30 protein-coding genes and 1 pseudogene are annotated in these 25,389 nt (G+C 50.2%); 14 read left to right on the top strand and 17 right to left on the bottom strand.

Annotation, left to right across the window (positions count from 1 at the left end):
• Window positions 1–3: 3 nt before the first annotated feature.
• The 16 genes and pseudogenes from rplN to rpsL all read right to left on the bottom strand — a co-directional run bounded on the left by rplN (window position 4) and on the right by rpsL (window position 10,560).
• Window positions 4–372, bottom strand: a complete 369-nt coding sequence (gene rplN / locus KDM87_RS02490; RefSeq protein WP_006464924.1) for a 50S ribosomal protein L14 — start codon at window positions 370–372, stop codon at window positions 4–6.
• A 239-nt stretch (window positions 373–611) separates the two neighbouring features.
• Window positions 612–884 carry a 30S ribosomal protein S17 gene (gene rpsQ / locus KDM87_RS02485; protein WP_186884631.1) on the bottom strand — a complete coding sequence of 91 codons (273 nt, stop codon included), beginning with the start codon at window positions 882–884 and terminating at the stop codon, window positions 612–614.
• On the bottom strand, window positions 884–1,075 hold the full coding sequence (rpmC, locus tag KDM87_RS02480) for a 50S ribosomal protein L29 (protein ID WP_186884630.1): 192 nt from the start codon (window positions 1,073–1,075) through the stop codon (window positions 884–886). Before rpmC ends, rpsQ begins: the two co-directional genes overlap by 1 nt.
• 13 nt (window positions 1,076–1,088) lie before the next feature.
• Entirely contained in the window at window positions 1,089–1,508 is a 420-nt protein-coding gene (gene rplP / locus KDM87_RS02475) for a 50S ribosomal protein L16 (RefSeq protein ID WP_186884629.1), read from the bottom strand.
• 2 nt (window positions 1,509–1,510) lie between these two features.
• Window positions 1,511–2,335, bottom strand: coding sequence for a 30S ribosomal protein S3 (gene rpsC, locus KDM87_RS02470; RefSeq protein ID WP_186884628.1), 825 nt, complete (start codon window positions 2,333–2,335; stop codon window positions 1,511–1,513).
• Between the two features lie 9 nt (window positions 2,336–2,344).
• Window positions 2,345–2,677, bottom strand: a complete 333-nt coding sequence (gene rplV / locus KDM87_RS02465; protein WP_186884627.1) for a 50S ribosomal protein L22 — start codon at window positions 2,675–2,677, stop codon at window positions 2,345–2,347.
• A gap of 6 nt (window positions 2,678–2,683) precedes the next feature.
• Window positions 2,684–2,959: a 30S ribosomal protein S19 gene (rpsS, locus tag KDM87_RS02460; RefSeq protein ID WP_124574225.1), complete on the bottom strand. Its 276-nt coding sequence runs from the start codon at window positions 2,957–2,959 to the stop codon at window positions 2,684–2,686.
• A gap of 10 nt (window positions 2,960–2,969) precedes the next feature.
• Window positions 2,970–3,797, bottom strand: coding sequence for a 50S ribosomal protein L2 (gene rplB / locus KDM87_RS02455; RefSeq protein ID WP_186884626.1), 828 nt, complete (start codon window positions 3,795–3,797; stop codon window positions 2,970–2,972).
• A 2-nt stretch (window positions 3,798–3,799) separates the two neighbouring features.
• On the bottom strand, window positions 3,800–4,114 hold the full coding sequence (gene rplW / locus KDM87_RS02450) for a 50S ribosomal protein L23 (RefSeq protein ID WP_186884625.1): 315 nt from the start codon (window positions 4,112–4,114) through the stop codon (window positions 3,800–3,802).
• The gene (gene rplD, locus KDM87_RS02445; protein ID WP_186884624.1) at window positions 4,111–4,734 is read right to left on the bottom strand and encodes a 50S ribosomal protein L4; all 624 of its coding nucleotides are present in this window, start codon (window positions 4,732–4,734) and stop codon (window positions 4,111–4,113) included. Before rplD ends, rplW begins: the two co-directional genes overlap by 4 nt.
• A 3-nt stretch (window positions 4,735–4,737) precedes the next feature.
• Complete coding sequence (rplC, locus tag KDM87_RS02440) at window positions 4,738–5,394, bottom strand: 50S ribosomal protein L3 (protein ID WP_186884623.1); 657 nt, start codon at window positions 5,392–5,394, stop codon at window positions 4,738–4,740.
• A 216-nt stretch (window positions 5,395–5,610) separates the two neighbouring features.
• The gene (rpsJ, locus tag KDM87_RS02435; protein ID WP_110255911.1) at window positions 5,611–5,928 is read right to left on the bottom strand and encodes a 30S ribosomal protein S10; all 318 of its coding nucleotides are present in this window, start codon (window positions 5,926–5,928) and stop codon (window positions 5,611–5,613) included.
• A 131-nt stretch (window positions 5,929–6,059) separates the two neighbouring features.
• Window positions 6,060–7,250 (bottom strand): annotated as a pseudogene (gene tuf / locus KDM87_RS02430) (elongation factor Tu).
• A gap of 77 nt (window positions 7,251–7,327) precedes the next feature.
• Window positions 7,328–9,433 (bottom strand): elongation factor G, encoded by a 2,106-nt coding sequence (gene fusA / locus KDM87_RS02425; RefSeq protein WP_212677611.1) that lies wholly within the window; start codon window positions 9,431–9,433, stop codon window positions 7,328–7,330.
• Window positions 9,434–9,561: 128 nt separating this feature from the next.
• Window positions 9,562–10,032: a 30S ribosomal protein S7 gene (gene rpsG / locus KDM87_RS02420; protein ID WP_162039546.1), complete on the bottom strand. Its 471-nt coding sequence runs from the start codon at window positions 10,030–10,032 to the stop codon at window positions 9,562–9,564.
• Window positions 10,033–10,176: 144 nt separating this feature from the next.
• Window positions 10,177–10,560, bottom strand: a complete 384-nt coding sequence (gene rpsL / locus KDM87_RS02415) for a 30S ribosomal protein S12 (RefSeq protein ID WP_186886132.1) — start codon at window positions 10,558–10,560, stop codon at window positions 10,177–10,179.
• A 503-nt stretch (window positions 10,561–11,063) separates the two neighbouring features.
• On the opposite strand from rpsL, the gene KDM87_RS02410 reads away from it, so the two are divergent.
• The 11 genes from KDM87_RS02410 (at window position 11,064) to KDM87_RS02360 (ending at window position 21,700) form a co-directional block, all read left to right on the top strand.
• Window positions 11,064–12,938: a phosphoethanolamine transferase gene (locus KDM87_RS02410; RefSeq protein WP_212677610.1), complete on the top strand. Its 1,875-nt coding sequence runs from the start codon at window positions 11,064–11,066 to the stop codon at window positions 12,936–12,938.
• Between the two features lie 325 nt (window positions 12,939–13,263).
• Window positions 13,264–14,388 carry an MlaE family ABC transporter permease gene (locus KDM87_RS02405; protein WP_212677609.1) on the top strand — a complete coding sequence of 375 codons (1,125 nt, stop codon included), beginning with the start codon at window positions 13,264–13,266 and terminating at the stop codon, window positions 14,386–14,388.
• Window positions 14,388–15,170, top strand: coding sequence for an ABC transporter ATP-binding protein (locus tag KDM87_RS02400; protein ID WP_212677608.1), 783 nt, complete (start codon window positions 14,388–14,390; stop codon window positions 15,168–15,170). The genes KDM87_RS02405 and KDM87_RS02400 overlap by 1 nt, the downstream gene beginning before the upstream one ends.
• Before the next feature lie 7 nt (window positions 15,171–15,177).
• Window positions 15,178–16,116, top strand: a complete 939-nt coding sequence (locus tag KDM87_RS02395) for an MlaD family protein (protein WP_212677607.1) — start codon at window positions 15,178–15,180, stop codon at window positions 16,114–16,116.
• A 30-nt stretch (window positions 16,117–16,146) separates the two neighbouring features.
• The gene (locus KDM87_RS02390; protein ID WP_212677606.1) at window positions 16,147–16,761 is read left to right on the top strand and encodes an ABC-type transport auxiliary lipoprotein family protein; all 615 of its coding nucleotides are present in this window, start codon (window positions 16,147–16,149) and stop codon (window positions 16,759–16,761) included.
• A gap of 8 nt (window positions 16,762–16,769) precedes the next feature.
• Window positions 16,770–17,954: a VanZ family protein gene (locus KDM87_RS02385; RefSeq protein WP_212677605.1), complete on the top strand. Its 1,185-nt coding sequence runs from the start codon at window positions 16,770–16,772 to the stop codon at window positions 17,952–17,954.
• A gap of 98 nt (window positions 17,955–18,052) precedes the next feature.
• The gene (locus tag KDM87_RS02380) at window positions 18,053–18,379 is read left to right on the top strand and encodes a (2Fe-2S) ferredoxin domain-containing protein (protein WP_212677604.1); all 327 of its coding nucleotides are present in this window, start codon (window positions 18,053–18,055) and stop codon (window positions 18,377–18,379) included.
• A 9-nt stretch (window positions 18,380–18,388) separates the two neighbouring features.
• Window positions 18,389–19,030 carry an alpha/beta hydrolase gene (locus tag KDM87_RS02375; RefSeq protein ID WP_212677603.1) on the top strand — a complete coding sequence of 214 codons (642 nt, stop codon included), beginning with the start codon at window positions 18,389–18,391 and terminating at the stop codon, window positions 19,028–19,030.
• 51 nt (window positions 19,031–19,081) lie between these two features.
• Complete coding sequence (locus KDM87_RS02370) at window positions 19,082–20,230, top strand: D-alanyl-D-alanine carboxypeptidase family protein (RefSeq protein WP_212677602.1); 1,149 nt, start codon at window positions 19,082–19,084, stop codon at window positions 20,228–20,230.
• A gap of 266 nt (window positions 20,231–20,496) precedes the next feature.
• Window positions 20,497–21,342 (top strand): D-amino acid aminotransferase, encoded by an 846-nt coding sequence (locus KDM87_RS02365; protein WP_212677601.1) that lies wholly within the window; start codon window positions 20,497–20,499, stop codon window positions 21,340–21,342.
• 76 nt (window positions 21,343–21,418) lie between these two features.
• Window positions 21,419–21,700: a DUF493 family protein gene (locus KDM87_RS02360; RefSeq protein WP_212677600.1), complete on the top strand. Its 282-nt coding sequence runs from the start codon at window positions 21,419–21,421 to the stop codon at window positions 21,698–21,700.
• Between the two features lie 104 nt (window positions 21,701–21,804).
• Here the strand turns inward: KDM87_RS02360 and gcvA are convergent, their stop codons facing one another.
• Window positions 21,805–22,695, bottom strand: coding sequence for a transcriptional regulator GcvA (gene gcvA, locus KDM87_RS02355; protein ID WP_212677599.1), 891 nt, complete (start codon window positions 22,693–22,695; stop codon window positions 21,805–21,807).
• Between the two features lie 188 nt (window positions 22,696–22,883).
• On the opposite strand from gcvA, the gene KDM87_RS02350 reads away from it, so the two are divergent.
• The 3 genes from KDM87_RS02350 to lipA all read left to right on the top strand — a co-directional run bounded on the left by KDM87_RS02350 (window position 22,884) and on the right by lipA (window position 25,104).
• Window positions 22,884–23,207, top strand: a complete 324-nt coding sequence (locus tag KDM87_RS02350; RefSeq protein ID WP_212677598.1) for a DUF2917 domain-containing protein — start codon at window positions 22,884–22,886, stop codon at window positions 23,205–23,207.
• Between the two features lie 200 nt (window positions 23,208–23,407).
• Entirely contained in the window at window positions 23,408–24,076 is a 669-nt protein-coding gene (gene lipB / locus KDM87_RS02345) for a lipoyl(octanoyl) transferase LipB (protein ID WP_212677597.1), read from the top strand.
• 32 nt (window positions 24,077–24,108) lie between these two features.
• Window positions 24,109–25,104: a lipoyl synthase gene (gene lipA, locus KDM87_RS02340; RefSeq protein ID WP_212677596.1), complete on the top strand. Its 996-nt coding sequence runs from the start codon at window positions 24,109–24,111 to the stop codon at window positions 25,102–25,104.
• Window positions 25,105–25,389: the final 285 nt, after the last annotated feature.

Here is a 25,389-nt window from a genome sequence, read left to right as displayed (position 1 = left end):
TCCTTACAGCACTTCTGGAGCCAAAGACACGATTTTCATAAAGCGCTCAGTACGCAGTTCGCGTGTCACTGGGCCGAAAATACGAGTGCCGATAGGCTCAAGCTTTGCATTCAACAATACTGCAGCATTGCCATCAAATTTGACCAACGAGCCATCTTGACGACGAACACCCTTAGCTGTTCTCACAACCACGGCGTTGTAAATTTCACCTTTTTTTACACGACCGCGCGGAGCAGCAGACTTCACAGTGACTTTAATTACATCACCGATACCCGCATAACGACGCTTGGAGCCGCCCAACACTTTAATGCACAGAACTTCACGCGCACCAGTATTGTCAGCCACTTCCAGCCGGCTTTCTGTTTGAATCATAATGTTCTCTTTCCCAACTTAATCCACACAACTTGCACAATGCGAGCTTGTAGTCAGTCTTGGTCCTGCCAGCCAACCCCTACATAACCTGCAATGCACGAGCCAACTGATTAGGTGGACGATTTTTTAACCACTTTCACAACGAGAGGGTGTTGCGAAAGACATTTAGGCTGTCATTTGCTTACTACGCAAATGACAGCCCATCATTATTACATCAAAAAAAATTTTGTGCAATAACTTTATACGACTTGTGCTACTTGAACCACACGAGTCAATGTCCAAGCTTTAGTCTTGGAAATTGGGCGACCCTCTTGGATTTCAACTGTGTCGCCAGCTTTTGCCTGGTTAGCTTCATCGTGTGCATGGTACTTTGCAGTACGTACGATGATCTTGCCATACAAAGGATGTTTAACGTGACGTTCAACCAGTACTGTGACTGTTTTGTCCATCTTGTCAGACACAACCTTGCCAATCAATGTGCGCTTCAGAGCCACTTTAACTTGATCGTTCATTATTTGGCATCCTTCTGATTCATGACGGTTTTAACGCGTGCGATGTCGCGACGAACTTTTTTCAACTGTGAAGTATTAGTCAGTTGCTGTGTAGCGATTTGCATACGCAGGCTGAACTGTGCCTTCAACAGATCATTCAGTTCTTTCGTCAAAGCTGCAGAGTCTTTGCCTTGGAGTTCAGATACTTTCATTTACAACTCCCTATTAAGTGCCGACTTGACGTACGACAAACGTTGTCAACAATGGTAATTTAGCAGCTGCTAAGCGGAACGCCTCGCGTGCCAGCGCTTCATCAACGCCATCCATTTCGTACAACATTTTGCCTGGTTGAATCTCGGCAACGTAGTACTCAGGATTACCTTTACCATTACCCATACGAACCTCTGCAGGCTTCTGGGAAATTGGCTTGTCCGGGAAAACGCGGATCCAGATACGACCACCGCGCTTGATATGGCGAGTCATTGCACGACGCGCCGCTTCAATCTGACGCGCTGTGATACGACCACGGCCAACCGCTTTCAAGCCAAACTCACCGAAGGAAACAGCTGTACCACGAGTATGCGAAATACCCTTGTTGCGGCCTTTTTGCTCCTTACGATATTTTCTGCGTGCTGGTTGCAGCATGATTATTCTCCTGCTTTCTCAGCTGGTGCAGCATCAGCTTTTGCGCGTACGCGCTTAGCTGGAGCTGCTGCGCCAGATGTATTTTGCCCTTCAGGACGCTTAGCACGTGGACGGCTGCTTGGCTTGCCATCGTCACGACGTGGACCACGACGTTTTTTGTCGTCTTCCGGAGTCGATTCGATTACAGGCGCATCGCCATTTGCCAAACGGTCACCTTTGTAGACCCACACTTTTACGCCAATAATGCCGTAAGTTGTGGATGCTTCGCCAAAACCGTAGTCGATATCAGCACGCAAAGTATGCAGAGGCACGCGGCCTTCGCGATACCATTCTTTACGAGCGATTTCGATACCGTTCAAACGACCACCGGACATGATCTTGATACCTTGCGCGCCGAGACGCATTGCATTCTGCATCGCACGTTTCATCGCGCGGCGGAACATAATACGTTTTTCGAGCTGCTGAGCAATAGAATCAGCGATCAATTGCGCATCGATTTCTGGCTTACGAATTTCTTCGATGTTGACGTGAACTGGCACGCCCATCATTTTCGACAAGTCAGCTTTCAATACTTCAATGTCTTCGCCTTTTTTACCGATCACAACACCTGGACGGGAGCTGTAAATGGTAATACGTGCGTTTTTCGCAGGACGCTCAATAACGATGCGGCCTACAGATGCGTTTTTCAGTTTTTTCTTCAGGTATTCACGTACCTTCAGATCTTCACCGAGCATAGAAGCAAAGTTGCCATTGCCTGCATACCAACGGGAAGACCAGTTACGTGTTACCGCAAGACGAAAACCGGTTGGATGTATCTTCTGTCCCATCGTGACTCCTTAGTTACCAACAGTCACGTAGATGTGACAGGATTGTTTAGAGATACGATCACCACGACCTTTAGCGCGTGCTGTGAAGCGCTTCAGGATCGCACCTTTTTCGACATAGATACTCTTTACTTTCAACTCATCGATATCTGCGCCATCGTTGTGTTCAGCGTTTGCAATTGCAGACTCCAACACTTTCTTGATGATTGCAGCACCTTTTTTAGGGCTGAAGGCCAGGATATTCAATGCCTGATCAACTTTTTTACCACGGATCAGATCTGCCACGAGGCGACCTTTTTGCTCGGACAGACGCACACCGCGAAGATTAGCTTTAGTTTCCATCATCGGTCCTTATTTCTTAGCCTTTTTGTCGGCAGCGTGACCCTTGAACGTACGGGTCAGCGCGAATTCGCCGAGCTTGTGACCAACCATGTTTTCGGAAACATAAACTGGTACGTGCTGCTTACCGTTATGAACCGCAATGGTCAAACCGATGAAGTCCGGCATAATTGTCGAACGACGGGACCAAGTCTTGATTGGTTTCTTGTCTTTATTTGCCTGAGCAGCTTCGACTTTCTTCACCAGATGAGCGTCGCAAAACGGCCCTTTTTTCAATGAACGTGTCATGTTTTATCCCTTATTTCTTACCACGGCGTGAGACGATCATCGAAGTAGTACGCTTGTTGCGACGTGTCTTCTTACCCTTGGTCTGTTGACCCCATGGAGAAACTGGATGACGGCCTGCTGCAGTTTTACCTTCACCACCACCGTGAGGATGGTCAACCGGATTCATTACCACACCGCGAACGGTAGGACGAATACCACGCCAACGCATCGCACCAGCTTTACCAATCTTACGCAGATTGTGTTCGCCGTTACCAACTTCACCAACGGTTGCGCGGCATTCGATATGAATACGACGAACTTCGCCAGAGCGCAGACGAACTTGAGCGTAAGTACCTTCACGTGCCATCAGAACAACACCGGCACCCGCTGTACGCGCAATCTGCGCGCCTTTTCCTGGCAACATCTCTACGCAATGCATAGTTGTACCGACTGGAATATTACGGATAGGCAAGCAGTTACCAGATTTAATCGGAGCTTGTGAGCCACTGATCAATTGATCACCTACTGCAACACCTTTAGGAGCGATGATGTACGCACGCTCACCATCCGCGTAGCACAACAAAGCGATGTGTGCTGTACGGTTAGGATCGTATTCAATACGCTCAACTTTTGCAGGAATACCATCTTTGTTGCGTTTAAAATCAACAACACGGTAATGCTGCTTATGACCACCACCGATGTGACGCGTAGTGATGTGACCGTTATTGTTACGGCCAGCAGTTTTGGATTTCTTTTCCAACAAAGCAGCAAACGGACGACCTTTAAACAGGCCTTCAGTTACTACTTTCACCATACCACGACGACCTGGTGAGGTTGGCTTCATCTTAACGAGTGCCATTATTATGCCCCCTCAGTGAAGTTGATTTCCTGACCTGGCTTCAAGCATACAAAAGCACGTTTTGTATGGTTGCGGCGGCCAGTAAATCTACCGGTACGTTTTTGTTTACCTTGACGATTTGCTACTTGTACAGATTCAACCTGAACCTTGAACAGCAATTCGACGGCAGCTTTAATTTCTGGCTTGGTTGCATCTGGAGTAACCAGGAAAACCACTTGTTCATTCTTTTCAGCAACCATCGTTGCTTTTTCAGAAATCACAGGAGCCAGCAACACCTTCATCAGGCGTTCTTCGCTATGTTTGATTAATGCACTCATGCCAGCATCTCCTCAATCTTTGCCAGTGCTGGCTTGGTGATCAACACTTTCTTGTAGAACACCAAAGAAACTGGATCAGCGTAACGTGGCTCAACAACCAAAACATTTACCAGATTACGTGCTGCCAACATCAGATTTTCATTGAATTCGTCAGTGATAATCAAAACGGAATCCAGGCAACCCAATGCTTTGAGCTTTTCAGTCAACAGCTTAGTCTTTGGAGCATCAACCGTTACAGCATCAACCACACTCAAACGATCTTCACGAGCCAACTGAGAAAGGATAGAGCAGATACCTGCGCGATACATTTTCTTGTTAACTTTGTGAGAGAAATTCTCATCCGGGCTATTCGGGAATATACGACCACCGCCACGCCATAAAGGAGATGAAGACATACCAGCACGTGCACGACCAGTACCTTTTTGACGCCAAGGCTTCTTGGTTGTGTGATGGACTTCTTCACGATCTTTTTGCTTGCGGTTACCGCTACGAGCATTTGCCTGATATGCAACAACAACCTGATGAATCAGAGCTTCGTTGTAATCACGACCGAAAATAGTATCAGGAGCGGCGACATTCGCAGCAGCTTGACCTTGTTCGTTTAGGAGCTTCAGTTCCATGGATTAGGCTCCCTTCTTAGCTTTAACTTTAACAGCAGGAGATACAATCACCTGACCATTTTTTGCACCCGGTACAGCACCCTTCACCAGCAACAACTGACGCTCTGCATCAACGCGAGCGATTTCCAGATTTTGCACAGTGCGGTTAACGTCACCCAGATGACCAGTCATACGCTTACCAGGGAAAACACGACCGGGATCCTGCGCCATACCGATAGAACCTGGAACATTATGGGAACGGGAGTTACCGTGAGTAGCGCGACCAGAAGCGAAGTGATGGCGTTTGATAGTACCGGCATAGCCTTTACCAATCGTCACACCTTGCACGTCAACTTTTTGACCAGCTTCGAACAAACCGACAGGCACAACGTCGCCAGCCTTCAGTTCAGAAGCTTTAGCAGCATCAACACGGAATTCTTTTAATACAGTACCAGCTTCAACACCTGCTTTTGCGAGGTGACCGGCAGCCGCTTTAGTTACGCGGGATGCACGGCGCTGACCGAAAGTAACCTGAACAGCAGAGTAACCGTCTGTTTCAGGAGTTTTGACTTGCGTCACGCGGTTGTTGGACACATCCAGCACAGTAACAGGAATTGAATCCCCGTCATCTGTAAAGATGCGCATCATGCCAACCTTGCGACCAACTAGGCCCAAGCTCATTATTTTCTCCATTCTCACCTACGATTGGGCGAGGCTGATGTTTAAAAAACTTAAACGAAAAGGTCAGCAAAAGCCGACCCACATTTAAGCCTTCGATTATAGCCCGCAAAATTTTTATTTACAAGGCAAATTATTTGAAAATTCGAAGAATTGTGGTATGTCAAATTTTTTCAATTATCTGATTTTCAATCAAATCAGATATTGATAAAAATCTGATTACTGCAATTTGATTTCAACATCAACACCAGCAGGCAAATCGAGCTTCATCAAAGCATCAACTGTCTTGTCTGTTGGATCAACGATATCCATCAGACGTTGGTGTGTACGAATTTCAAACTGATCACGGGAAGTTTTGTTCACGTGTGGTGAACGCAGAACGTCAAAACGTTGAATGCGAGTCGGCAAAGGCACTGGGCCTTTAACAACAGCGCCAGTGCGCTTAGCTGTTTCAACGATTTCCAAAGCAGATTGGTCGATCAATTTATAATCAAATGCTTTCAGACGAATGCGGATCTTTTGATTTTGTGTAGACATAACATTTCCTAAAGAACGAGCCACAAACTCAGTGAGAGTGGCATTTTTACAAAGAGCGAATACTAAAAAAAAAAGCGGCTGTCGCTTTAAAAAACAGCGACAGCCGACTAGTGTACTACAAAATTACGAAATTACTCGATAATTTTAGCAACAACACCCGCACCAACAGTACGACCACCTTCACGAATCGCGAAACGGAGACCTTCTTCCATCGCGATCGGGTTGATCAGTTTGACTGTGATCGAGACGTTATCACCTGGCATAACCATTTCTTTGTCTGCTGGCAACTCGATCGAACCAGTCACGTCCGTTGTACGGAAGTAGAACTGTGGACGGTAGTTGTTGAAGAATGGTGTATGACGACCGCCTTCATCTTTCGACAAAACGTAGATCTCGCCTGTGAAATGGCTGTGTGGTTTGATTGAACCTGGTTTTGCCAACACTTGACCACGTTGGATGTCTTCGCGTTTTGTACCACGCAGCAGAACACCGACGTTATCGCCTGCCTGACCTTGGTCGAGCAATTTGCGGAACATTTCAACGCCAGTACATGTTGTTTTGACTGTGTCTTTGATACCGACGATTTCGATCTCTTAGCCAACTTTGATGATACCGCGTTAGATAAGACCAGTTACCACTGTACCGCGACCAGAGATGGAGAATACGTCTTCTACTGGCAACAGGAAGGCGCCGTCAACAGCGCGTTCTGGTGTTGGGATGTAAGTATCCAATGCATCAGCCAGTTTCAGGATCGCTTCTTCGCCCAATGGACCTTTGTCGCCTTCGAGCGCCAGTTTTGCGGAACCTTGGATGATCGGCAGATCGTCGCCTGGGAATTCATATTTGGACAGTAATTCACGTACTTCCATTTCAACGAGTTCCAGCAATTCAGCGTCATCAACCATGTCGCATTTGTTCAGGAAAACGATGATGTATGGAACACCAACCTGGCGAGCCAACAGGATGTGCTCACGTGTTTGTGGCATTGGACCGTCTGCTGCGGAGCAAACCAAGATCGCGCCGTCCATCTGAGCAGCACCAGTGATCATGTTTTTAACATAGTCAGCATGGCCTGGGCAGTCAACGTGAGCGTAGTGACGTGTTGCTGTTTCGTATTCAACGTGGGCAGTATTAATTGTAATACCGCGTGCTTTTTCTTCTGGTGCTGCGTCGATTTCGTCGTATTTCTTCGCTTCGCCACCGAATTTTGCAGACAATACTGTTGCAATCGCTGCTGTCAATGTTGTTTTACCGTGATCAACGTGACCAATTGTACCTACGTTGACGTGCGGCTTGGTGCGTTCGAACTTACCTTTTGCCATTTTATTCTTCCTTCAAAAAGAACGATTTATCAATAAGATGCCTGCTCCGGGCAAGGAGCAGGCTTTCAGATTACGAATTACTTAGCTTTGGATGTCACGATTGCGTCGATAACATTTTTCGGCGCTTCGGAGTAATGCTTGAATTCCATAGAGTACGTTGCGCGACCTTGTGTTGCGGAACGCAATGAAGTGGAATAACCAAACATTTCAGACAAAGGAACTTCGGCCTTAATGATCTTACCGCCACCGCCAGCAACTTCATCCATACCCTGAACCATACCACGACGGGAGGACAAATCACCCATGACCGTACCAGCATAATCTTCTGGCGTTTCAACTTCAACTGCCATCATTGGTTCCAGAATAACTGGACTTGCTTTGCGGCAGCCATCTTTAAATGCCATCGAACCCGCCATACGGAACGCGTTTTCGTTGGAGTCAACGTCATGGTAAGAACCGAAGAACAGAGTTACTTTAACGTCAACCACTGGGTAGCCAGCCAACACACCGGATGTCAGCGTTTCGCGAACACCTTTTTCAACTGCAGGGATGTATTCACGTGGAACGGTACCGCCTTTGATCGCGTCAACGAATTCAAAACCTTTACCTGGTTCTTGTGGTTCGATCTTCAGAACAACGTGACCATACTGACCACGACCACCGGATTGCTTAACGAATTTACCTTCGATTTCTTCGCAAGTTTTGCGAATAGTTTCGCGGTATGCAACCTGTGGCTTACCAACTGTCGCTTCAACGTTGAATTCACGTTTCATGCGGTCAACGATAATATCCAGATGCAACTCACCCATACCGGCAATAATTGTCTGACCTGATTCTTCATCAGTACGTACGCGGAAAGATGGATCTTCAGCAGCAAGACGATTCAGCGCCAAGCCCATTTTCTCTTGGTCAGCCTTGGTTTTTGGCTCAACAGCCTGAGAAATAACTGGCTCAGGGAAAACCATACGTTCCAGAACGACAATCGCTTTGTCATCACACAATGTATCACCAGTTGTTGTGTCTTTCAGACCAACAACCGCGGCGATATCACCAGCGAGCATTTCTTTGATTTCTTCGCGCTGATTCGCATGCATCTGAACAATACGTCCGATACGCTCTTTTTTACCTTTGACAGAGTTATAAACTGTGTCGCCAGAATTCAAAGTACCGGAGTAGCAACGAATAAAGCACAATTGACCAACGAATGGATCCGTTGCGATTTTGAACGCCAAAGCAGAGAATTTTTCATCATCTTTTGCCTGACGAACTACTGGCTCTTCATCTTCGTTTGTACCTGGTACCGGTGGAATATCCACTGGAGATGGCAGGAATTCAACGACCGCATCCAACATCGCCTGCACGCCTTTGTTTTTAAAGGCAGTACCGCACATCATCGGAACGATTTCACTCGCGATGGTACGCTGACGAATCGCCGCTTTGATTTCGGCTTCAGACAAATCACCTTCTTCAAGGTATTTGTTCATCAATTCTTCAGAGGCTTCAGCTGCCGCTTCCACCATGTTTTCGCGCCATTTCTTAGCATCAGCCAGCAAATTCGCTGGGATCTCGCCGTATTCAAACTTCATACCTTGAGATGCTGTATCCCAGATAATCGCTTTCATTTTGACCAGATCGATAACGCCTTCGAACAAGTCCTCAGCACCGATAGGCACTTGCATAGGAATTGGATTTGCCTTCAGACGTGTACGCATTTGTTCATACACTTTGAAGAAGTTCGCGCCAGTACGGTCCATCTTGTTGACGAATGCCAGACGAGGAACTTTGTACTTATTAGCCTGACGCCATACAGTTTCAGACTGAGGCTGAACGCCACCTACCGCACAGTAAACCATGCAGGCGCCATCGAGAACACGCATAGAACGTTCAACTTCAATAGTGAAGTCAACGTGACCTGGTGTATCAATAATGTTGATATGGTGCGGAGCGAAATTATTCGCCATACCACTCCAGTAGCAAGTCGTCGCTGCAGAAGTAATAGTAATACCGCGCTCTTGCTCTTGCTCCATCCAGTCCATGGTAGCAGCGCCATCATGCACTTCACCGATTTTGTGGTTGACACCGGTGTAGAACAGAACACGTTCTGTCGTCGTCGTTTTACCTGCATCAATGTGAGCCGAGATACCGATATTGCGGTAGCGCTCAATGGGGGTCTTACGGGCCATAGATAATCCTAAATCTTTTAATGGACAAAACCGAGCGCAATTTTTTGTGAAAATCGCGCCCGGCCTGATTCAAAATACTTGCCAGAACCATTGCATAATCATCATACAAAGGCTCCTTACTCTTACTCTTAGAAGCGGAAGTGAGAGAAGGCCTTGTTGGCTTCAGCCATACGATGAACTTCGTCACGCTTCTTCATTGCACCGCCGCGGCCTTCTGCGGCTTCTAACAACTCACCGCCCAAACGTTGTGGCATGGATTTTTCACTACGCTTGTTTGCAGCTTCACGCAACCAACGCATAGACAAAGCCAGACGACGAACTGGACGCACCTCAACAGGCACCTGATAGTTCGCGCCACCAACACGGCGGGATTTTACTTCAACCAGTGGCTTGGCGTTGTTAATTGCCAATGCAAACACTTCCAGAGGATCTTTACCAGATTTTTGCTGGATGTGATCAAACGCACCGTAGATGATGCCTTCAGCAACAGACTTCTTGCCAGACAACATCAATACGTTAACAAATTTTGCTACTTCAACATTACCAAATTTTGGATCTGGCAATACGTCCCGTTTCGGGACCTCACGACGACGTGGCATTTCAATTCCTTTCAATCTTCAGTTGAGCATTGAGCAACAATTCACCCGACACTCGCGACAGGCCATCATAGCCAGTCACTTACTCGGCTCATTCCGAACCGACACTGATCCGTAATACTTTACGGAGATTAAATTACGAGATAATTACTTCTTCACTGCCTTAGCGCGCTTAGAACCATATTTGGAACGAGCTTGCTTACGGTCTTTAACGCCTTGTGTATCCAAAGCACCGCGAACCATATGGTAACGAACACCTGGCAAATCCTTTACACGACCACCGCGCAGCAGGACTACGCTATGTTCTTGCAAGTTATGGCCTTCACCGCCAATGTACGAAATAACTTCGAAACCATTAGTCAGGCGAACTTTGGCAACTTTACGCAAAGCCGAGTTAGGCTTTTTGGGAGTTGTAGTATAAACGCGGGTGCAAACGCCACGTTTCTGCGGGCTGTTTTCCAGCGCCGGCGATTTGCTCTTAACCACTGCAGAAACACGTGGTTGGCGAATCAGTTGATTGATGGTTGGCATCGTTTTTAATCCAACAAAATACAACGTTAAACACAAACCCGGAAACGGTTGCCCGGGCACTAAAAATCATTTTTTACGTCCGAATTATTCAGACGAGCCCAATATCTGCCTGCTTTTTAAGCATATTTTTTCGCAAAAAACAGCTAGAAACATGTTGAAAACTGCAAACCCAAAATCGAGAACTCGCAATTTTATGTCGCTTGATCCAGACATGTCAACGTTTTTCGTTGCGTCGCTGAGCGCTCTGATTACTTCAAGATGGCAAGTCAGGGTAGGAAATTTCTCTGAAAAATCAAGTATCTCCATCCCTTTTGTTTTATTTTGATTAAGTTTTTTCAGTTTCTCGAATAGATTTCGCTGACAACTGCCTGAAGCAGCACCCGGTGTTTTCGCAAATCATTTATATTGTCGACCTGAACTGTTTTAGTGACCACCCTATGTTGCGATAAGCGGCGACGTTCCGTCACGCTGCAACAACCGCAAGCCAGCCTGCCACTATCCCGATGCGCTCTTTATTACGTCCCAGCCCTCTCTTTCTGCTATTCAGTTATCTGCTACTCTCAGCGATTCCGTTTTTCTCTCTGATGCTGGGGAAGCCGATAGAAAAAGGCTGGCAGTTACTGGCGATGGAGATTATTTGCTGGCCAGTACTATGGGCGGTCTTCAAGCATCCGCGCTGGTTTCATTTCCTGTTACTACCGGCAATGCTGGCGATACCCATAGAGATTTATCTGCGACTGTATTTTGGACAAAGCATTTCAACGCATCACCTCGGTATATTGCTGGAAACCAGCCCCAAAGAAGCGATTGAATTTCTGGGACAGAAAGTCTGGCTGCTGTTGTTTCTGACGCTGATGATTACGGCGTGGTGGTGGAGCCTGCTGAAAATTGCCTTGAATACGCCAGCACTGCACTGGCAACATCCGAGCCGCTGGGCCCTGATCAGTATGGTAATGATGGGGTTCTGCATCTGGGGTTACGGCGAATATGTCGGCGTGCGGGCAGCGCCTCCAACCGTGACTGCCAGCATCAGCGATAGCGCTGACGACGAAGATACGCCGGCACCAGCTGCGGGCGCGCAATCAACGGGCAAAGTGATCCCGCAGGCGTGGCTGGAACATCAGCGTCAGACATTAAGCAAACTACTCGGGCCACTGCCATCCTGGGCCGGAATACATTACGACGAGGATGTCTTCACCAGCACCTGGCCTTTCGGACTGGCGGTGCGTGTCGCAGATTTCTGGAGCGAACGCGGATATCTGTCGAAGCTGTCTGAAAAAAGCCGCAACTTCCGCTTCAACGCCACCCTCGGAGGCGACCCAAAGTTAGCGCAAACTATCGTCGTAGTGCTCGGTGAATCATCACGCTACGATCGCTGGAGCCTGAATGGCTACGAACGTGAAACCAATCCCTTATTATCACTGGAAGACAATCTGGTGAGCTTCAGCGACATGATTACGGCCGTTGCGGCGACTCGCCTGTCGGTGCCGGTCATTGTGTCGCGCAAGCCGGCGGCACAAAGCCTGAAAGCCGGATTTTCTGAAAAATCGTTTTTGTCAGCGTTTAAAGAAGCGGGATTCAAAACCTTCTGGATATCGAACCAAATGAGCTTTGGTCAGTTCGACACGCCGATCTCGGTGTTCGCCAAAGAAGCCGATGTCACGCAATTTCTGAATCTGGGCGGATTCACCAATAGTTCCAGTTTCGACGACATCCTGCTGGATCCCATGAGCCGTGCGATGAACGATGCCGCACCTAAAAAGCTGATCGTTTTACATACGCTGGGCAACCACTGGAATTATAGCCATCGCTACCCGAAAGAATACGATCACTGGAAACCCTCGCTGTTCGGCGTCGATAACCCCGCCTATACCGAGCTGAAGAATAAACCGGCACTCAGCAACAGCTATGACAATTCAATTCTGTACACCGACTGGATATTGTCGGAAGTCATACAGCGCCTGAAGGCAAGCCAGCAAGTCACCTCGATGATGTATATCTCAGATCATGGACAAACCTTGTATGACGGCACTTGCGGTCTGGCGTTTCACGGCCACAATACGCAATATGAATTCCACATCCCGGCCTTCATCTGGTATTCGGACGACTATCAGCAATTATTTCCAGAGAAAATCCGGCAGCTGAAACGCCATCAGAAATTCCGGCTATCGACGGAAAACGTGTTTCATACCTTGCTCGACATGGGCAATATTCGCTATCCCGATGAAAGGCTGAACTGGAGCATACTCAGCCCGCAACTGGTTGCGCACACGCGCTATGTCGATAGTTACGGTTGGTCTGATTACGATAATGCGACGTTGAAGGGCGATTGCCGCGAAGTGATCGATAAAAAAACGCCGGTACGGCAGGAAAAATAAGCGCTGCGCCGGATGACAGCCCCGGTGCTGCATCCCCGTCATGCGCCAGAAACGCCTGTTAAGCACTAAATATACTGGGTGGAGTATATTTAAAAGCCCAATGTTTATGCTGAGAATAGCCTGATTTTTGAATATACTCCCCCTATATGCCATTGTTAACGGGCTAAATAAGCCCATTTACGAACTGCAAAACGCCTACCTCAGACAGCCGCTAGCAATCTAGCTCAGATGCCGGATGGTATATTTCTTTTAATGAAGATCAACATCAGTCAATGTATGCTTTGCTTCATTGCAGCAAAACAGTTATCTCGTTTACACTGACGACATGCCTCCAGTTAGCCCTCCCACCCTGACCGTCAACCATGCAGATCAGACCACGATTCGCGTCGCTGGCGCGTGGCTGGTGCACGCCTTGTCTGAAGGCCGCCGCTTGCATGATTTGCAGACAGAGCTGACCAACAAGGGGCAGCGCGACGATATTCACTGGGATTTAAGCCAGATCAGCGCGTTGGATCATGTCGGGGCACAAATATTGTGGCGTGCCTGGGGCAAGAAAAAACCGCAACATCTGGTGTTGCAGCCGGTGCATGAAGGTTTGTTTCAGCGCGTGGCAGAAGCCAGTCAGGTCAATCTGGTCAGCGCAAAACGCCCGCTCTTTTACAGCATCATGCAACTCGGCGACATCGTGCTCGGCTTCTTTGAGCACTTGTACGGCTTCAGCATCTTGCTCGGTCAACTGATGATCGATCTGGCTGGTTTTATACGCCATCCGCTGCGAGGCCCGTGGAAAGAATTATCCGCCAACCTGTATCGCATGGGCGCGCAGGCGCTGGGGATCACGGCACTGGTCGGCATCCTGATCGGAATCGTGCTTTCTTATCTGTCCGCACAACAATTACTGACGTTTGGCGGCGATTTATTTATCGTCAATATCCTCGGCATGAGCATCATCCGCGAACTCGGTCCCTTGCTGGCCGCGATTCTGGTGGCCGGTCGCTCGGGCTCAGCCATCACGGCGCAGCTCGGTGTGATGCGGGTCACCGAAGAGCTGGATGCGATGCTGGTGATGGGCATACCGCATGGTTCGCGCCTGATCCTGCCGAAGGTGCTGGCACTCGCCATCGCGATGCCACTACTGGTGATCTGGACCGATGTGATGGCACTGATAGGCGGCATGATTTCGGCACAGGCACTGCTCGGCATGAGCCCGGAATTTTTTGTCTATAAATTGCCGGATGCGGTGCCACTGCTGAATTACTGGATAGGTCTGGGTAAAGGTGTTGCCTTCGGCATCCTGATTGCGCTGATTGCCTGCCATTATGGTTTGCGCATTAAACCGAATACGGAAAGCCTGGGGCACGGCACCACTAATTCTGTGGTGATTGCGATTACCGTCGTGATCATTGCCGATGCGATTTTTGCGATTATTTTCAGCAAAGTGGGCTATTGATGACGACCGATAACGTAATCGAAATTCAGGGCTTACGCACCCAATTCGGGCGTGCCCTCGTCCATAACAATCTGGAATTATCGGTGCGGCGCGGTGAAATTTTATCCATCGTCGGCGGTTCCGGCACTGGAAAAACTGTGTTGGTGCGCCAGATGCTGGGGCTGGAAACGCCGCGTCGCGGCAGCATCAAAGTCTTCGGTGAAGACTTGCAGGTATCCGATAGTAGTCATCTAGATTATCTGCGCAAACGTTCGGGTATGCTGTTTCAGCATGGCGCTTTGTATTCAGCGCTGAGCGTGTTCGACAATATCGCCCAGCCGATGCGCGAACTCAGAAAATTACCGGAATCCCTGATCACCGATCTGGTGTATCTGAAATTACAGATGGTAGACATCGCCTTTGAACATGCACCGAAAATGCCGGCAGATTTATCCGGCGGTATGATCAAACGGATCGCCCTGGCGCGCGCCCTGGCACTTGACCCTGAATTGCTGTTTCTCGACGAACCGACCGCAGGACTTGATCCGGATCGCTCCGACAGTTTTGTCGAACTGATACAGTCACTGCACCGGCAACTTTGCCTGACAGTCATCATGGTCACGCATGATCTCGACAGCCTGTTTGCACTGTCGAACCGTATTGCGGTGCTGGCTGAAAAAAAAGTCATCGTCGTCGGCACACCGCAGGAAGTCGTCCGCTTCCAGCACCCGTTCATCAGCAGCTTCTTCCTCGGTGGTCGCGGCAAACGCGCCATGGAAGTGCTGACACCCGCTACACCATAGGAAAGCCATGGAAAACCGATCACACGCCTTAATTGCTGGATTCTTCACCATCGCCTTATTGATCCTCGCTATTTTTATCGCGATCTGGCTGGGGCGCGACAAAATTCAGCGCACGCCGTATGAAATCGTGACCAAATCAGCGGTCTCCGGCCTTAACCTGCAAGCGGCAGTGCGCTACAAAGGAATTAAAGTCGGCAATGTGACTGACATCGATTTTGACGATAAAAATCCGGGGCAACTGATACTGCGTCTGGAAGTGATTCCGGATACGCCGGTCACTAGCGCCACCTTCGCGACTCTCGCCTATCAGGGCGTGACCGGCATTGCATTTGTGCAGCTCGATGAAGATAAAACAGCCAGCGCTTCTGCCCCGTTAGCGCAGGACGGTACCACGCAACGGATTCCGCTGCGTCCCGGTGTCATGCAGAATCTGGAGGAACGCGGGCTGGCAATTTTGACGCAAACTGAAGAACTGACCCGCCGCATCAATAGCCTGCTCGACCCGAAAAATCGTCAGACCATGATCAGCGCCGTCGACAATATCAACAAAGCGGCAGAAGCGTGGCAGGCATTGCCGAACAAACTCAACCCCAGCCTGGATAAATTGCCAGGGCTGATTGATCAGACACAAAATACCCTGAACACCGTCAGTGTGTTATCTAAAGACGCATCGCGCTTCACCAATAATCTGAATCAACTCAGTACGCAATTGCAGTCTGCCGATGGCCCGATCGCCCGCTTTAATCTGGCATTAGATCAACTGAGCAACGGCGTGACGATGGAAACACTGCCGCGCATCCAGAGCCTGACCGGCGAAGCTCGCAGCAGCCTGCGTTCGCTGAACCGCACCACGGAAAATCTGAACGACAGGCCGCAAAGCATCCTGTTTGGCAATCCGCCTGCCGCGCCCGGCCCCGGTGAAGCCGGTTTTGTCGCGCCCAAATAAATAACAGAGAAGACTACCTGAGGACATCGTATGCAACGACTCTATCGCCTTACTCACTACCGTTTTCTGCCGCTGGTGATATTCAGCATCAGTCTGTTGAGCGCCTGCAGCAGCACGGCTCCGGCACAACGCCAGCAATACGATTTCGGCCCGTTCAATACAATCTCGCTGCCGAATACAAAAATGCAAATTGCGCTCGCCGAGATTCAGGTTCCGGCCGCCCTCGACAGTAATGCGATGCTGTACCGCCTGCAATACGACAACGCGCAGCAGTTGAAGCCGTATGCGCAAGCGCGCTGGAGTATGCCACCCGCCCAGTTAGTCGCGCAAAGAATCAAGCTGGTGCTGAACTCGCGCGGCGCGGTGGTCACCAACACCGCTGATAGCGCAGGAAGTTTGCCGGTCTTACGCCTGGAACTCGATGAGTTTTCTCAGGTATTCACCGCGCCAAACACCAGCCATGCACACATTTATGCGCGCGGTATCGTGGTTAAAGGACATAACATTATCGGCACGCGGAATTTTCTGCTGCAAATACCGACTGCCAGCGCCGATGCCGCCAGCGGCGCAAAGGCCATGCAAACAGCGGTCGACAATATGATCAACGACATGCAGAAATGGCTCCATAGCCTGGCTCTGAATTAACTTACACCATGAGCGACCCCCTGCCGGACAAGCACACTCCGTCACCAGATACAGGTGCGACCAGTGATCTGGTCAGTCATTTACACAGCTCCCCTTTCGCACGGGTCTGCCTGCTCGCCTATACCGTGCTGATTCTGTACGCAAGCTGGTATCCATTTACCGGCTGGCAGGCAAATAATTTGTCGGCATTGCCTGACGTGATCCGGCAATGGCCGCGTTACTGGACCAAATTTGATGCTGGCATCAATATTGTTGGTTATGTCCCGTTCGGCACCTTGATCGTCTTTGCACTGTACCCGCTGGTGAATCGCTGGTGGGCGGCGCTGATCGCCTGCTTTGGCGGTGCCCTGATTTCTGCAGTCGCCGAGCTGGTGCAATACTTTTTGCCGAGCCGCGTCACTTCGCTGCTCGATTTTCTGACCAACAGCAGCGGCGCGGTACTCGGGGCGATCTTAGGGGCGCTGCTGACACCACTGATACTGGAAAAAGGGCGACTGCAATTATTGCGCAAACAATGGACCTATCAGGATTCGAGCTGGGAAATCGTCTTACTGGGTTTATGGCCGATGGCACAACTGTATCCGCAGGCCTATCTGTTCGGGCTGGGGCAACTGCTGCCGATCTTGTCGCAACACCTGAGCGACTTGTTCGACATGGATATCGATATCGGCGCATTTGTTCTGCAAGGAATGGAATTCAGTGCCGATGAATATCTGCTGGCGGAAACCTTCATCACTGCCAGCGGTTGTACCGGCGCGATACTGATTTGCCTGAGTTTATTCAACCGCCATGCGCCAAAATTTCCGCTAGGTATGCTGCTGCTGAGTATGACGCTGATCGCCAAAACACTGGCCAGCGCTTTGCTGTTCAAGCCCGAATATGCGTATGCATGGATGACGCCAGGCGCGATCGGCGGCTTACTGATCAGCGCCATCATGTTGTACGGTTTTTCATTTGCGCCGGTGCGGGCGCAGAAGCGACTGGCTTTTTTACTGCTGCTGATTTCGCTCGTGGTGCTGAATCTGTTACCGGACAATCCCTACTTCGCCGCGACCATGCAAACCTGGGTGCAGGGAAAATTTTTGAACTTTAACGGTGCTGCGCAGTTCTTATCACTGTGCTGGCCATGGATGGCGTTGTGGACTTTGTTACGAAAGCCCAAACCGGCGGCTGCGCAAGTTGCAGTATCATAGCGGCTTGACGGCACAGCCGTTCGCCCTTCGCCTGACCGCTATCACCGGATAGCCATCCGGAGTCAGATTAACTGCCAGAAGCTAAAGAATTGCTCATCATGTCTGAACCTCTCTATTTCCAAAAACATGTGTTTTTCTGCATGAATCAACGCGACGATGGTCGCCCCTGCTGCACCGATCACGGCGCGCAAGCAGCTCAGGAACACGCCAAACGACGCATCAAGCAAATGGATATGAATGGTCAGGGAAAAATCCGCATCAATAAAGCGGGTTGCCTCGATCGTTGCGATGAAGGGCCGGTGATGGTGATCTATCCGCAAGGCACCTGGTACACCTTTGTTGATCAGACGGATATTGATGAAATCATTGATGTGGATCTGGTCGGCGGCGGCATCGTCAAACGCCTGCAATTACCGAACACCTGATTTTTACGCATGAACGCTCAAACTGAACATTTTCTGATTCCGGGCGCCGTCGGCCCTTTGCAATGCGCGCTCGATTTACCTGATCCTGAAATTTTCGCAGCACCGCTCGGTCTGGCACTGGTCGCGCATCCGCATCCACTGTATGGCGGCACGATGGATAACAAGGTCGCACAAACGCTGGCACGCACCTTCACTGGTCTAGGCTACGCCGCCGTACGTATGAATTTCCGCGGCGTCGGCCAGTCTGCCGGAACACATGATGCGGGCATCGGCGAAACCGACGACATGGCATTGTTGCTGGCACACATGCGCACACGTTATCCCACGTTGCCATTAGCGTTGGCAGGATTTTCTTTCGGCACTTTTGTGCAAGCTTGTTTGCAACAAAGGCTGATACAGGCAGGCACACCGGCAGAACGTCTGGTGCTCGTCGGTGCCGCCGCCGGTAAATGGGCCATGCCTGAGATTCCGGCAAACACCATACTGATCCACGGCGAGCAGGATGACACGATACCGCTGTCCGCCGTCCTCGACTGGCTGCGCCCGCAAGATATTCCGGTCACCGTGATTCCTGGCGCAGATCATTTTTTCCATCGTCGCCTGCACCATATCAAACAGCTGGTCACCAGCATGTGGGATAAGCCGGCCTGACGCTGATATTCTCTTTTTGCTTTTATTTTTTGTTTTTTTAAGTCTCATCCAATGAAAAAATTCCTTGCTACTATTGCCGCCTCACTACTGACGATGTCAGTAGCGATGGCACAAACACTGCCCGCACCGACCGTTGCTGCCAAATCCTGGATACTGCTGGATGCCACCAGTAATCAGGTGATCGCTGCGCAAGACCCTGATCTGCGCATAGAACCTGCGTCGCTGACGAAAATCATGACGGCCTACATGGTGTTTTCTGCGCTCAAAGAGAAAAAGCTCGATCTGAATCAGAGCGTGAATGTCTCTACCCGCGCATGGAAAGTCGATGCCAGCAGCTCGAAGATGTTCATTGAGCCAAACAAGCCGGTCACCATCAATGAATTACTGTACGGTCTGATCGTGCAATCCGGTAACGATGCAGCCGTTGCGCTGGCGGAAGCCGTCGCAGGCAGCGAAGAGGCCTTCGTGGTACAGATGAACCGCGAAGCCGAACGCATCGGTATGAAGTCCAGCCACTTCGCTAATCCACATGGTTTGCCCAGCCCGGAAAACTATGCGACTGCACGTGATCTTTCCACGGTAGCGGCACGTCTGATCAGCGATTTTCCTGAGTATTACAAAACTTATTACAGCACCAAAAGTTATACCTACAACAAAATTACCCAGCCTAACCGCAACCGTTTGTTGTGGCTGGATCCGACCGTCGATGGTATGAAAACTGGCCATACCGAAGCGGCAGGCTATTGCCTTGTTTCTTCGGCGAATCGTCCAAATGGCACAGGTCAGCGCCGCCTGATTTCTGTTGTCACCGGCACCGCCAGCGATCAGGTAAGAGCACAGGAAAGCCTGAAATTGCTGAACTGGGGCTTCCTGAATTTCGATACGGTCAAGCTGTATGCCAAAGGCCAGGCCATCGACACGCCGGTAATCTGGAAAGGTTCGCAGGCACAGATCAAAATCGGTTTCGATCGCGACCTGTACGTGACATTACCGAAAGGCTCGGCAGCTAAACTGAAACCGGCACTGGAACGCAAAGATCCGCTGGTGGCACCGATAGCACAGAACAGTAAGGTCGGCACAGTGAAAATGATGCTCGATGGTAAAGCGATTGCTGAATTTCCGGTACTCGCTTTAGAAAAAGTCGATCAGGCCAGCATCTTTGGCCGCGCCTGGGATTCGGTTCGCCTGATGTTCAAATAAGCCGGACGACACTGACGCGGGCATCGTTCATCATGCCCCGTTAAAGCTCATTCGCCAGCCACGTTCATCAGTCACATTCAACAGCCACGTTCGCCAACCCGGCTTGCGTGGCTTTTTTACGTTCGCAGTGCAACTGATGCCGGTGATCCTCACACCAGTTACGGCATTAACAAATAACCCGCAGGTATCGTCGTATGCGATATTTGCATAATCTGTGTGCATGATCTGTGTGAGAATAAGTTTTTCTCCTCACAGGCAATGACATCATGAATGATCCTCTGGTTTATCTGAACGGCGTAATGACGCCCCTCTCCGAAGCTAAAATTTCCGTACTGGACCGTGGCTTTATTTTTGGCGATGGCATTTACGAAGTCATTCCCGTCTATGGTCGCAAGATGTTCCGCGCTGACCAGCATCTGGCGCGCCTGTTCCGCAGCCTCGATGCGATTGGCATCAGCAATCCGCACAGCAAAGAGGAATGGCTGGCACTGATCGCCAAGGTCATGGATGCGCATGAAGCTGATGATCAGATGGTGTATCTGCAGATCACGCGCGGTGTGGCCAAGCGTGCCCATGCTTACCCAAAAGACGTGACACCGACCGTGTTCATCATGACCAATCCTATCGTGATGCCATCGGCAGAAGCGCGCGAACATGGCGTCGCCTGTGTTTCGATGGAAGATCTGCGCTGGCTGCACTGCGAGATCAAATCAATTTCCCTGCTCGGCAATGTTTTTGCCGCGCAGAATGCCGCTGAACATGGCGTCACGGAAACCATACAATTCCGTAACGGTTATCTGACCGAAGCCTCGTCGTCAAATGTCTGGATCGTCAAAGACGGCGTGCTGATGGGACCACCGAAAGACAACCAGATTCTGGAAGGCATACGCTATGCGCTGATCGAGGAAATCTGCGCAGCTAAGAATATTCCGTTCAAAGCCTGCCGCATTACTCGTGATGAAGTGTTTGCCGCGGATGAAGTCATGTTATCGTCCGCGACCAAAGAAGTGCTTGCCGTCGTCAAACTTGACGATCAGACTATTGGAAATGGACTGCCCGGCCCCATTTACAAGCAACTGTATGCAGCATACCAATTAGCCAAAGCGGCGTAAGCACAGCGCATTTCCATTTCTTCATGAACTCAGGAATGCAAAGCGCCGTCCGGCACGATGAAGAAATGGAATTAGCATGGAAATGAGACCTATCCCGCCAGAAGAAAGCCTGATCGAATATCCCAGTGATTTTCCGATCAAGATCATGGGTGCGATGCACGACGCGTTCGCGCAGACCATGGTGGAAGTCGTCACGCTGCACGACCCGACGTTTCACGCCGGGAAAATGGATATGCGCCCATCCAGCAAAGGCACGTATCTGTCATTAACCGTCACGGTCCGCGCCACCAGCCGCGAACAGCTCGACAACCTGTACCGCGAGCTCTCTGGTCATCCTATGGTCAAGGTCGTGCTATAAGCGATATTTCGTCTTAAAAATACTCCCCGGGAGTATTTTTTAAAGCCCTTTATTTCTGTGGACATAAAGGGCTTTTTCATTAAAAACGGGGGGAGTATGCAAAATCAGGTTCCGGCCGAGCGCACTTCTGCCAGCAACCACTCCCTGAACGCCCGGACCTGTGGTTTATCCATAGAACTTGCCGGATACACCAGGTAATACGACACCGGACAAGGAATACTGATGTCAAACAAGCGTCGCAGCAAACCGGATTGAATATCCGACTCAACGATCGCATGCCTGCCGAGCGCGATTCCCTGTCCATCGACCGCCGCTCTGGCGAGCATAGAAGAATCCTGAAAAATCAGCCCGCCGCTGGGCTCGTCCGCCTCCAGCCCGGCCGCCCGAAACCACGGCAACCAGGGCTCTTCGTCACAACGCAGCAAATGCGCCCCCACCAGCTCCGCTGGCGTCTGCGGCACTTTATCGGCCTGATAAGTGGGACTGATAACCGGATAATATTCATCACCCATCAGTAGTTCGCTGACCAGCCCCGGATAATGTCCGAGACCAAAACGTATCGCAATATCCACCTGCTCACGAGTAAAGTCGACCAGCGACGAACTCGATTGCAGGCTGACTTCAAGGTCGGGGTGGTGTTCGATGAAACGCCCCAGACGCGGCGACAACCAGCGCGCCGCAAATGAAGGCAGCGAGGTGATTCCCAACCGTTTTTGTTTATTGCGGTCACGCAGCACATCGGCCGCATCCGCCAACTCTTGCAAGGAGCGCCGGATCGCGCTGGCGAAACGTTCGCCATCGGGCGTGATGCGGATGCGCTTGCCATTTCTGACAAATAACTCCACACCGAGCTCTTCTTCCAGCGCCCTGACCTGATGGCTGATCGCGCCGTGGGTCAGGTGAATTTCATCAGCCGCACGCGAGAAATTTTCATGGCGGGAAGCCGCTTCAAACGCGCGCAAAGCAGCAAGATTCGGCAGACGGCGGAAATCCATTTTGCTTATATCTCCTATTTCGATAACGCATATTACTGTGAATTTAATTAGCAAGGAAAGTCAAAATTACTCGTTTTGCATCTTACTTTTTAACGACTACAATTCTGACGTCGTAATGCAGGATTGCTCTTCCCAGAGATAAATTGCTGCATATTTAACTTTATGCAGCAATCGCAAGGAGTCTGGAAATGACAATTAATTTCGCAAAACCATCTTTCACTATCGCCGCTGGCGACACCGTTTCCGGCCAAAGTGAACAAGCACAAACATTCACCGTGACAGCGGGTCGTATCTGGCTGACGATTGCCGGTGAAGACGAAGATTTCTGGCTGAGCGCTGGCGAATCTGTGACAGTACCAGCGCACCGTCTGGTAGTGATTGAAGCCGATCAGCAAAACAGCAGCGTCGCATCCGTGGCAGCAATCCAGCCACAACAAGCGCCAGCAAAAAATGCCGGATTCCCATTCCAATGGCAAAAACTGACAAAAAAAATCAGCCACGTTTTTGCCTGATCAACATCGCCAATGTTTCAGCATAAAGATCACCGGGATGACCGCGTGATCTTTATTTTTTGGGAACACATCAAACACATTAACTTGCCGAAACGCGTTCGCTGAGACGCCTCAGCATGCCACGCCACGCAATACATGCCGCAATTGCCGGCCGCGCTAAAAGCAGAATTCGTCCCGCAGCGATGTTACACTAGCGTTCTATGCAAGCAGCTCAGTCTAATTCCATCTCCCCTCGCGTCATCCATCGCGGCGTTGAATCTTATCAGCTCACTTTTGATGCGATGCGCGCATTCACCGATGCGCGCGATGCGCAGACACCGGATGAATTCTGGATCGTTGAACATCCTCCCGTATACACACTCGGCCTCGGCGCAGATCAATCGCATGTTTTGGCGGCGCATGATATTCCGGTGGTGCAGACCGATCGCGGTGGCGAAGTTACTTATCATGGCCCGGGTCAGGTCGTGATTTATCTGATGATAGATCTGCGACGCAGCCACCCGAAAGCCCGTTTATTTGCGCGTGAATTTGTACACAAAATAGAACAGGCCGTGATCGATACTCTGGCAGCGTATAATCTCGCCGGCGAACGCAAAGCTGGCGCACCAGGCATCTATGTCTGCGATGGCGACTACAAAGGTGCCAAGATTGCCGCACTGGGACTCAAAGTGCGCGGCAACGGCTGCACTTATCACGGGGTTTCGCTGAATGTAGCCATGGATCTGACGCCATTTTCATGGATCAATCCCTGCGGCTACGCGGGACTGGCCACAGTGGATATGAAGACACTGGGAGTCAGTGTTCCGCTGGCCGAGGTACAGGCGACGCTCGCACAACATTTGCAGCACCTTTTGACCGTTTCTCCATAAACGCTTTCTGATTTTCTGAACCGATCCGTATCATGACAACCGACAACACACCCGTATCCCCCGACACCACGACTGCTGCTTACGATCCAACTGAAAAACAGAAAGGTGCCAGTAAAACTGCGCGCATCCCTATCAAGATCGTACCAATGGAACGCTTGCCTAAGCCTGACTGGATACGTGTTAAAGCCGGCTCACCAACCACCCGCTTCTACGAGATCAAAGATATTCTGCGTGCCAGCAAACTGGTCACGGTGTGCGAGGAAGCGTCCTGCCCGAACATCGGCGAATGCTTTGGCAAAGGCACTGCGACCTTCATGATCATGGGCGACAAGTGCACACGCCGCTGCCCGTTCTGCGATGTCGGCCATGGCCGCCCGGACCCGCTGGATGTCAATGAGCCATTGAATCTGGCCAAAACCATCGCTGATCTCAAACTCAGTTATGTTGTCATTACCTCGGTGGATCGTGATGATCTGCGCGACGGCGGCGCAGCCCACTTTGCCGAATGTATTACGAAAATCCGCGAATTGTCGCCAGCCACGCGCATCGAAATCCTGACACCGGATTTCCGCGGCCGCATGGATAGAGCGCTGGAAATTCTGAACCTGGCACCACCCGATGTGATGAACCACAATCTGGAAACAGCACCACGCCTCTACAAAGAAGCCCGCCCCGGTTCAGATTACGAATATTCACTGAATTTACTCAAGCGTTTCAAAGAACAACATCCAAACACACCGACCAAATCCGGCATCATGGTGGGTCTCGGCGAAACCGATGAAGAAGTGCTGCAAGTGATGCGCGATATGCGCGCTCACAATGTCGATATGCTGACCATAGGCCAGTATCTGGCACCAAGCGGGCATCATCTGCCGGTACGCCGTTATGTGCATCCTGATGTCTTCAAAATGTATGAAGAAGAAGCCTACAAAATGGGCTTCGCACACGCCGCCGTCGGCGCAATGGTACGCTCTTCATACCACGCAGATCAGCAAGCGCATGGTGTTGGAACGGATGTGAAAAGTTAATAGATAATGAGAAAATTTAGCAGTTAGTGAGAAAAATCAATAGTGTAACAAGCACTGATTTGGACAATAACTCTCATAATTTCAAGCAACTACCATCGATTTCAGCCTTACCGAAGGATGAAGAAATATGGCGTATTAACTGGTTCAGAAAAGTCGTTTTTCCAAGCCGGTCAATACGCGCAACGCTGCCATCCCTACGCTGTGATTGTACCGTCCACGTTACTCGCTCAGTACCGGATCCGACTCTCCATGCAACCACGGAACGCTTGTTTGATTTCGCGTATT

The sequence above is a fragment of the Cognatundibacterium rivi genome (assembly GCF_018139565.1).
Lineage (GTDB): Bacteria > Pseudomonadota > Gammaproteobacteria > Burkholderiales > Burkholderiaceae_D > Undibacterium > Undibacterium rivi.
Note: the sequence above shows the minus strand (reverse complement) of the source record. Positions and strands in the feature narration are given on the sequence as shown.

Bases quoted from the DNA above. Each gene is read 5' to 3' on its own strand.
- rpmC (WP_186884630.1), bottom strand. From the start codon at position 1,075: ATGAAAGTATCTGAACTCCAAGGCAAAGACTCTGCAGCTTTGACGAAA.
- KDM87_RS02405 (WP_212677609.1), top strand. From the start codon at position 13,264: ATGCCTCCAGTTAGCCCTCCCACCCTGACCGTCAACCATGCAGATCAG.
- KDM87_RS02350 (WP_212677598.1), top strand. From the start codon at position 22,884: ATGACAATTAATTTCGCAAAACCATCTTTCACTATCGCCGCTGGCGAC.
- rpsJ (WP_110255911.1), bottom strand. From the start codon at position 5,928: ATGTCTACACAAAATCAAAAGATCCGCATTCGTCTGAAAGCATTTGAT.
- KDM87_RS02360 (WP_212677600.1), top strand. From the start codon at position 21,419: ATGGAAATGAGACCTATCCCGCCAGAAGAAAGCCTGATCGAATATCCC.
- lipA (WP_212677596.1), top strand. From the start codon at position 24,109: ATGACAACCGACAACACACCCGTATCCCCCGACACCACGACTGCTGCT.
- rplC (WP_186884623.1), bottom strand. From the start codon at position 5,394: ATGAGCTTGGGCCTAGTTGGTCGCAAGGTTGGCATGATGCGCATCTTT.
- gcvA (WP_212677599.1), bottom strand. From the start codon at position 22,695: ATGGATTTCCGCCGTCTGCCGAATCTTGCTGCTTTGCGCGCGTTTGAA.
- KDM87_RS02390 (WP_212677606.1), top strand. From the start codon at position 16,147: ATGCAACGACTCTATCGCCTTACTCACTACCGTTTTCTGCCGCTGGTG.
- rplD (WP_186884624.1), bottom strand. From the start codon at position 4,734: ATGGAACTGAAGCTCCTAAACGAACAAGGTCAAGCTGCTGCGAATGTC.
- rpsC (WP_186884628.1), bottom strand. From the start codon at position 2,335: ATGGGACAGAAGATACATCCAACCGGTTTTCGTCTTGCGGTAACACGT.
- rpsS (WP_124574225.1), bottom strand. From the start codon at position 2,959: ATGACACGTTCATTGAAAAAAGGGCCGTTTTGCGACGCTCATCTGGTG.
- rpsG (WP_162039546.1), bottom strand. From the start codon at position 10,032: ATGCCACGTCGTCGTGAGGTCCCGAAACGGGACGTATTGCCAGATCCA.
- rpsQ (WP_186884631.1), bottom strand. From the start codon at position 884: ATGAACGATCAAGTTAAAGTGGCTCTGAAGCGCACATTGATTGGCAAG.
- KDM87_RS02375 (WP_212677603.1), top strand. From the start codon at position 18,389: ATGAACGCTCAAACTGAACATTTTCTGATTCCGGGCGCCGTCGGCCCT.
- rplN (WP_006464924.1), bottom strand. From the start codon at position 372: ATGATTCAAACAGAAAGCCGGCTGGAAGTGGCTGACAATACTGGTGCG.
- rplP (WP_186884629.1), bottom strand. From the start codon at position 1,508: ATGCTGCAACCAGCACGCAGAAAATATCGTAAGGAGCAAAAAGGCCGC.
- KDM87_RS02410 (WP_212677610.1), top strand. From the start codon at position 11,064: ATGCGCTCTTTATTACGTCCCAGCCCTCTCTTTCTGCTATTCAGTTAT.
- lipB (WP_212677597.1), top strand. From the start codon at position 23,408: ATGCAAGCAGCTCAGTCTAATTCCATCTCCCCTCGCGTCATCCATCGC.
- KDM87_RS02395 (WP_212677607.1), top strand. From the start codon at position 15,178: ATGGAAAACCGATCACACGCCTTAATTGCTGGATTCTTCACCATCGCC.
- rplW (WP_186884625.1), bottom strand. From the start codon at position 4,114: ATGAGTGCATTAATCAAACATAGCGAAGAACGCCTGATGAAGGTGTTG.
- KDM87_RS02385 (WP_212677605.1), top strand. From the start codon at position 16,770: ATGAGCGACCCCCTGCCGGACAAGCACACTCCGTCACCAGATACAGGT.
- fusA (WP_212677611.1), bottom strand. From the start codon at position 9,433: ATGGCCCGTAAGACCCCCATTGAGCGCTACCGCAATATCGGTATCTCG.
- rplB (WP_186884626.1), bottom strand. From the start codon at position 3,797: ATGGCACTCGTTAAGATGAAGCCAACCTCACCAGGTCGTCGTGGTATG.
- KDM87_RS02365 (WP_212677601.1), top strand. From the start codon at position 20,497: ATGAATGATCCTCTGGTTTATCTGAACGGCGTAATGACGCCCCTCTCC.
- rpsL (WP_186886132.1), bottom strand. From the start codon at position 10,560: ATGCCAACCATCAATCAACTGATTCGCCAACCACGTGTTTCTGCAGTG.
- KDM87_RS02400 (WP_212677608.1), top strand. From the start codon at position 14,388: ATGACGACCGATAACGTAATCGAAATTCAGGGCTTACGCACCCAATTC.
- KDM87_RS02370 (WP_212677602.1), top strand. From the start codon at position 19,082: ATGAAAAAATTCCTTGCTACTATTGCCGCCTCACTACTGACGATGTCA.
- KDM87_RS02380 (WP_212677604.1), top strand. From the start codon at position 18,053: ATGTCTGAACCTCTCTATTTCCAAAAACATGTGTTTTTCTGCATGAAT.
- rplV (WP_186884627.1), bottom strand. From the start codon at position 2,677: ATGATGGAAACTAAAGCTAATCTTCGCGGTGTGCGTCTGTCCGAGCAA.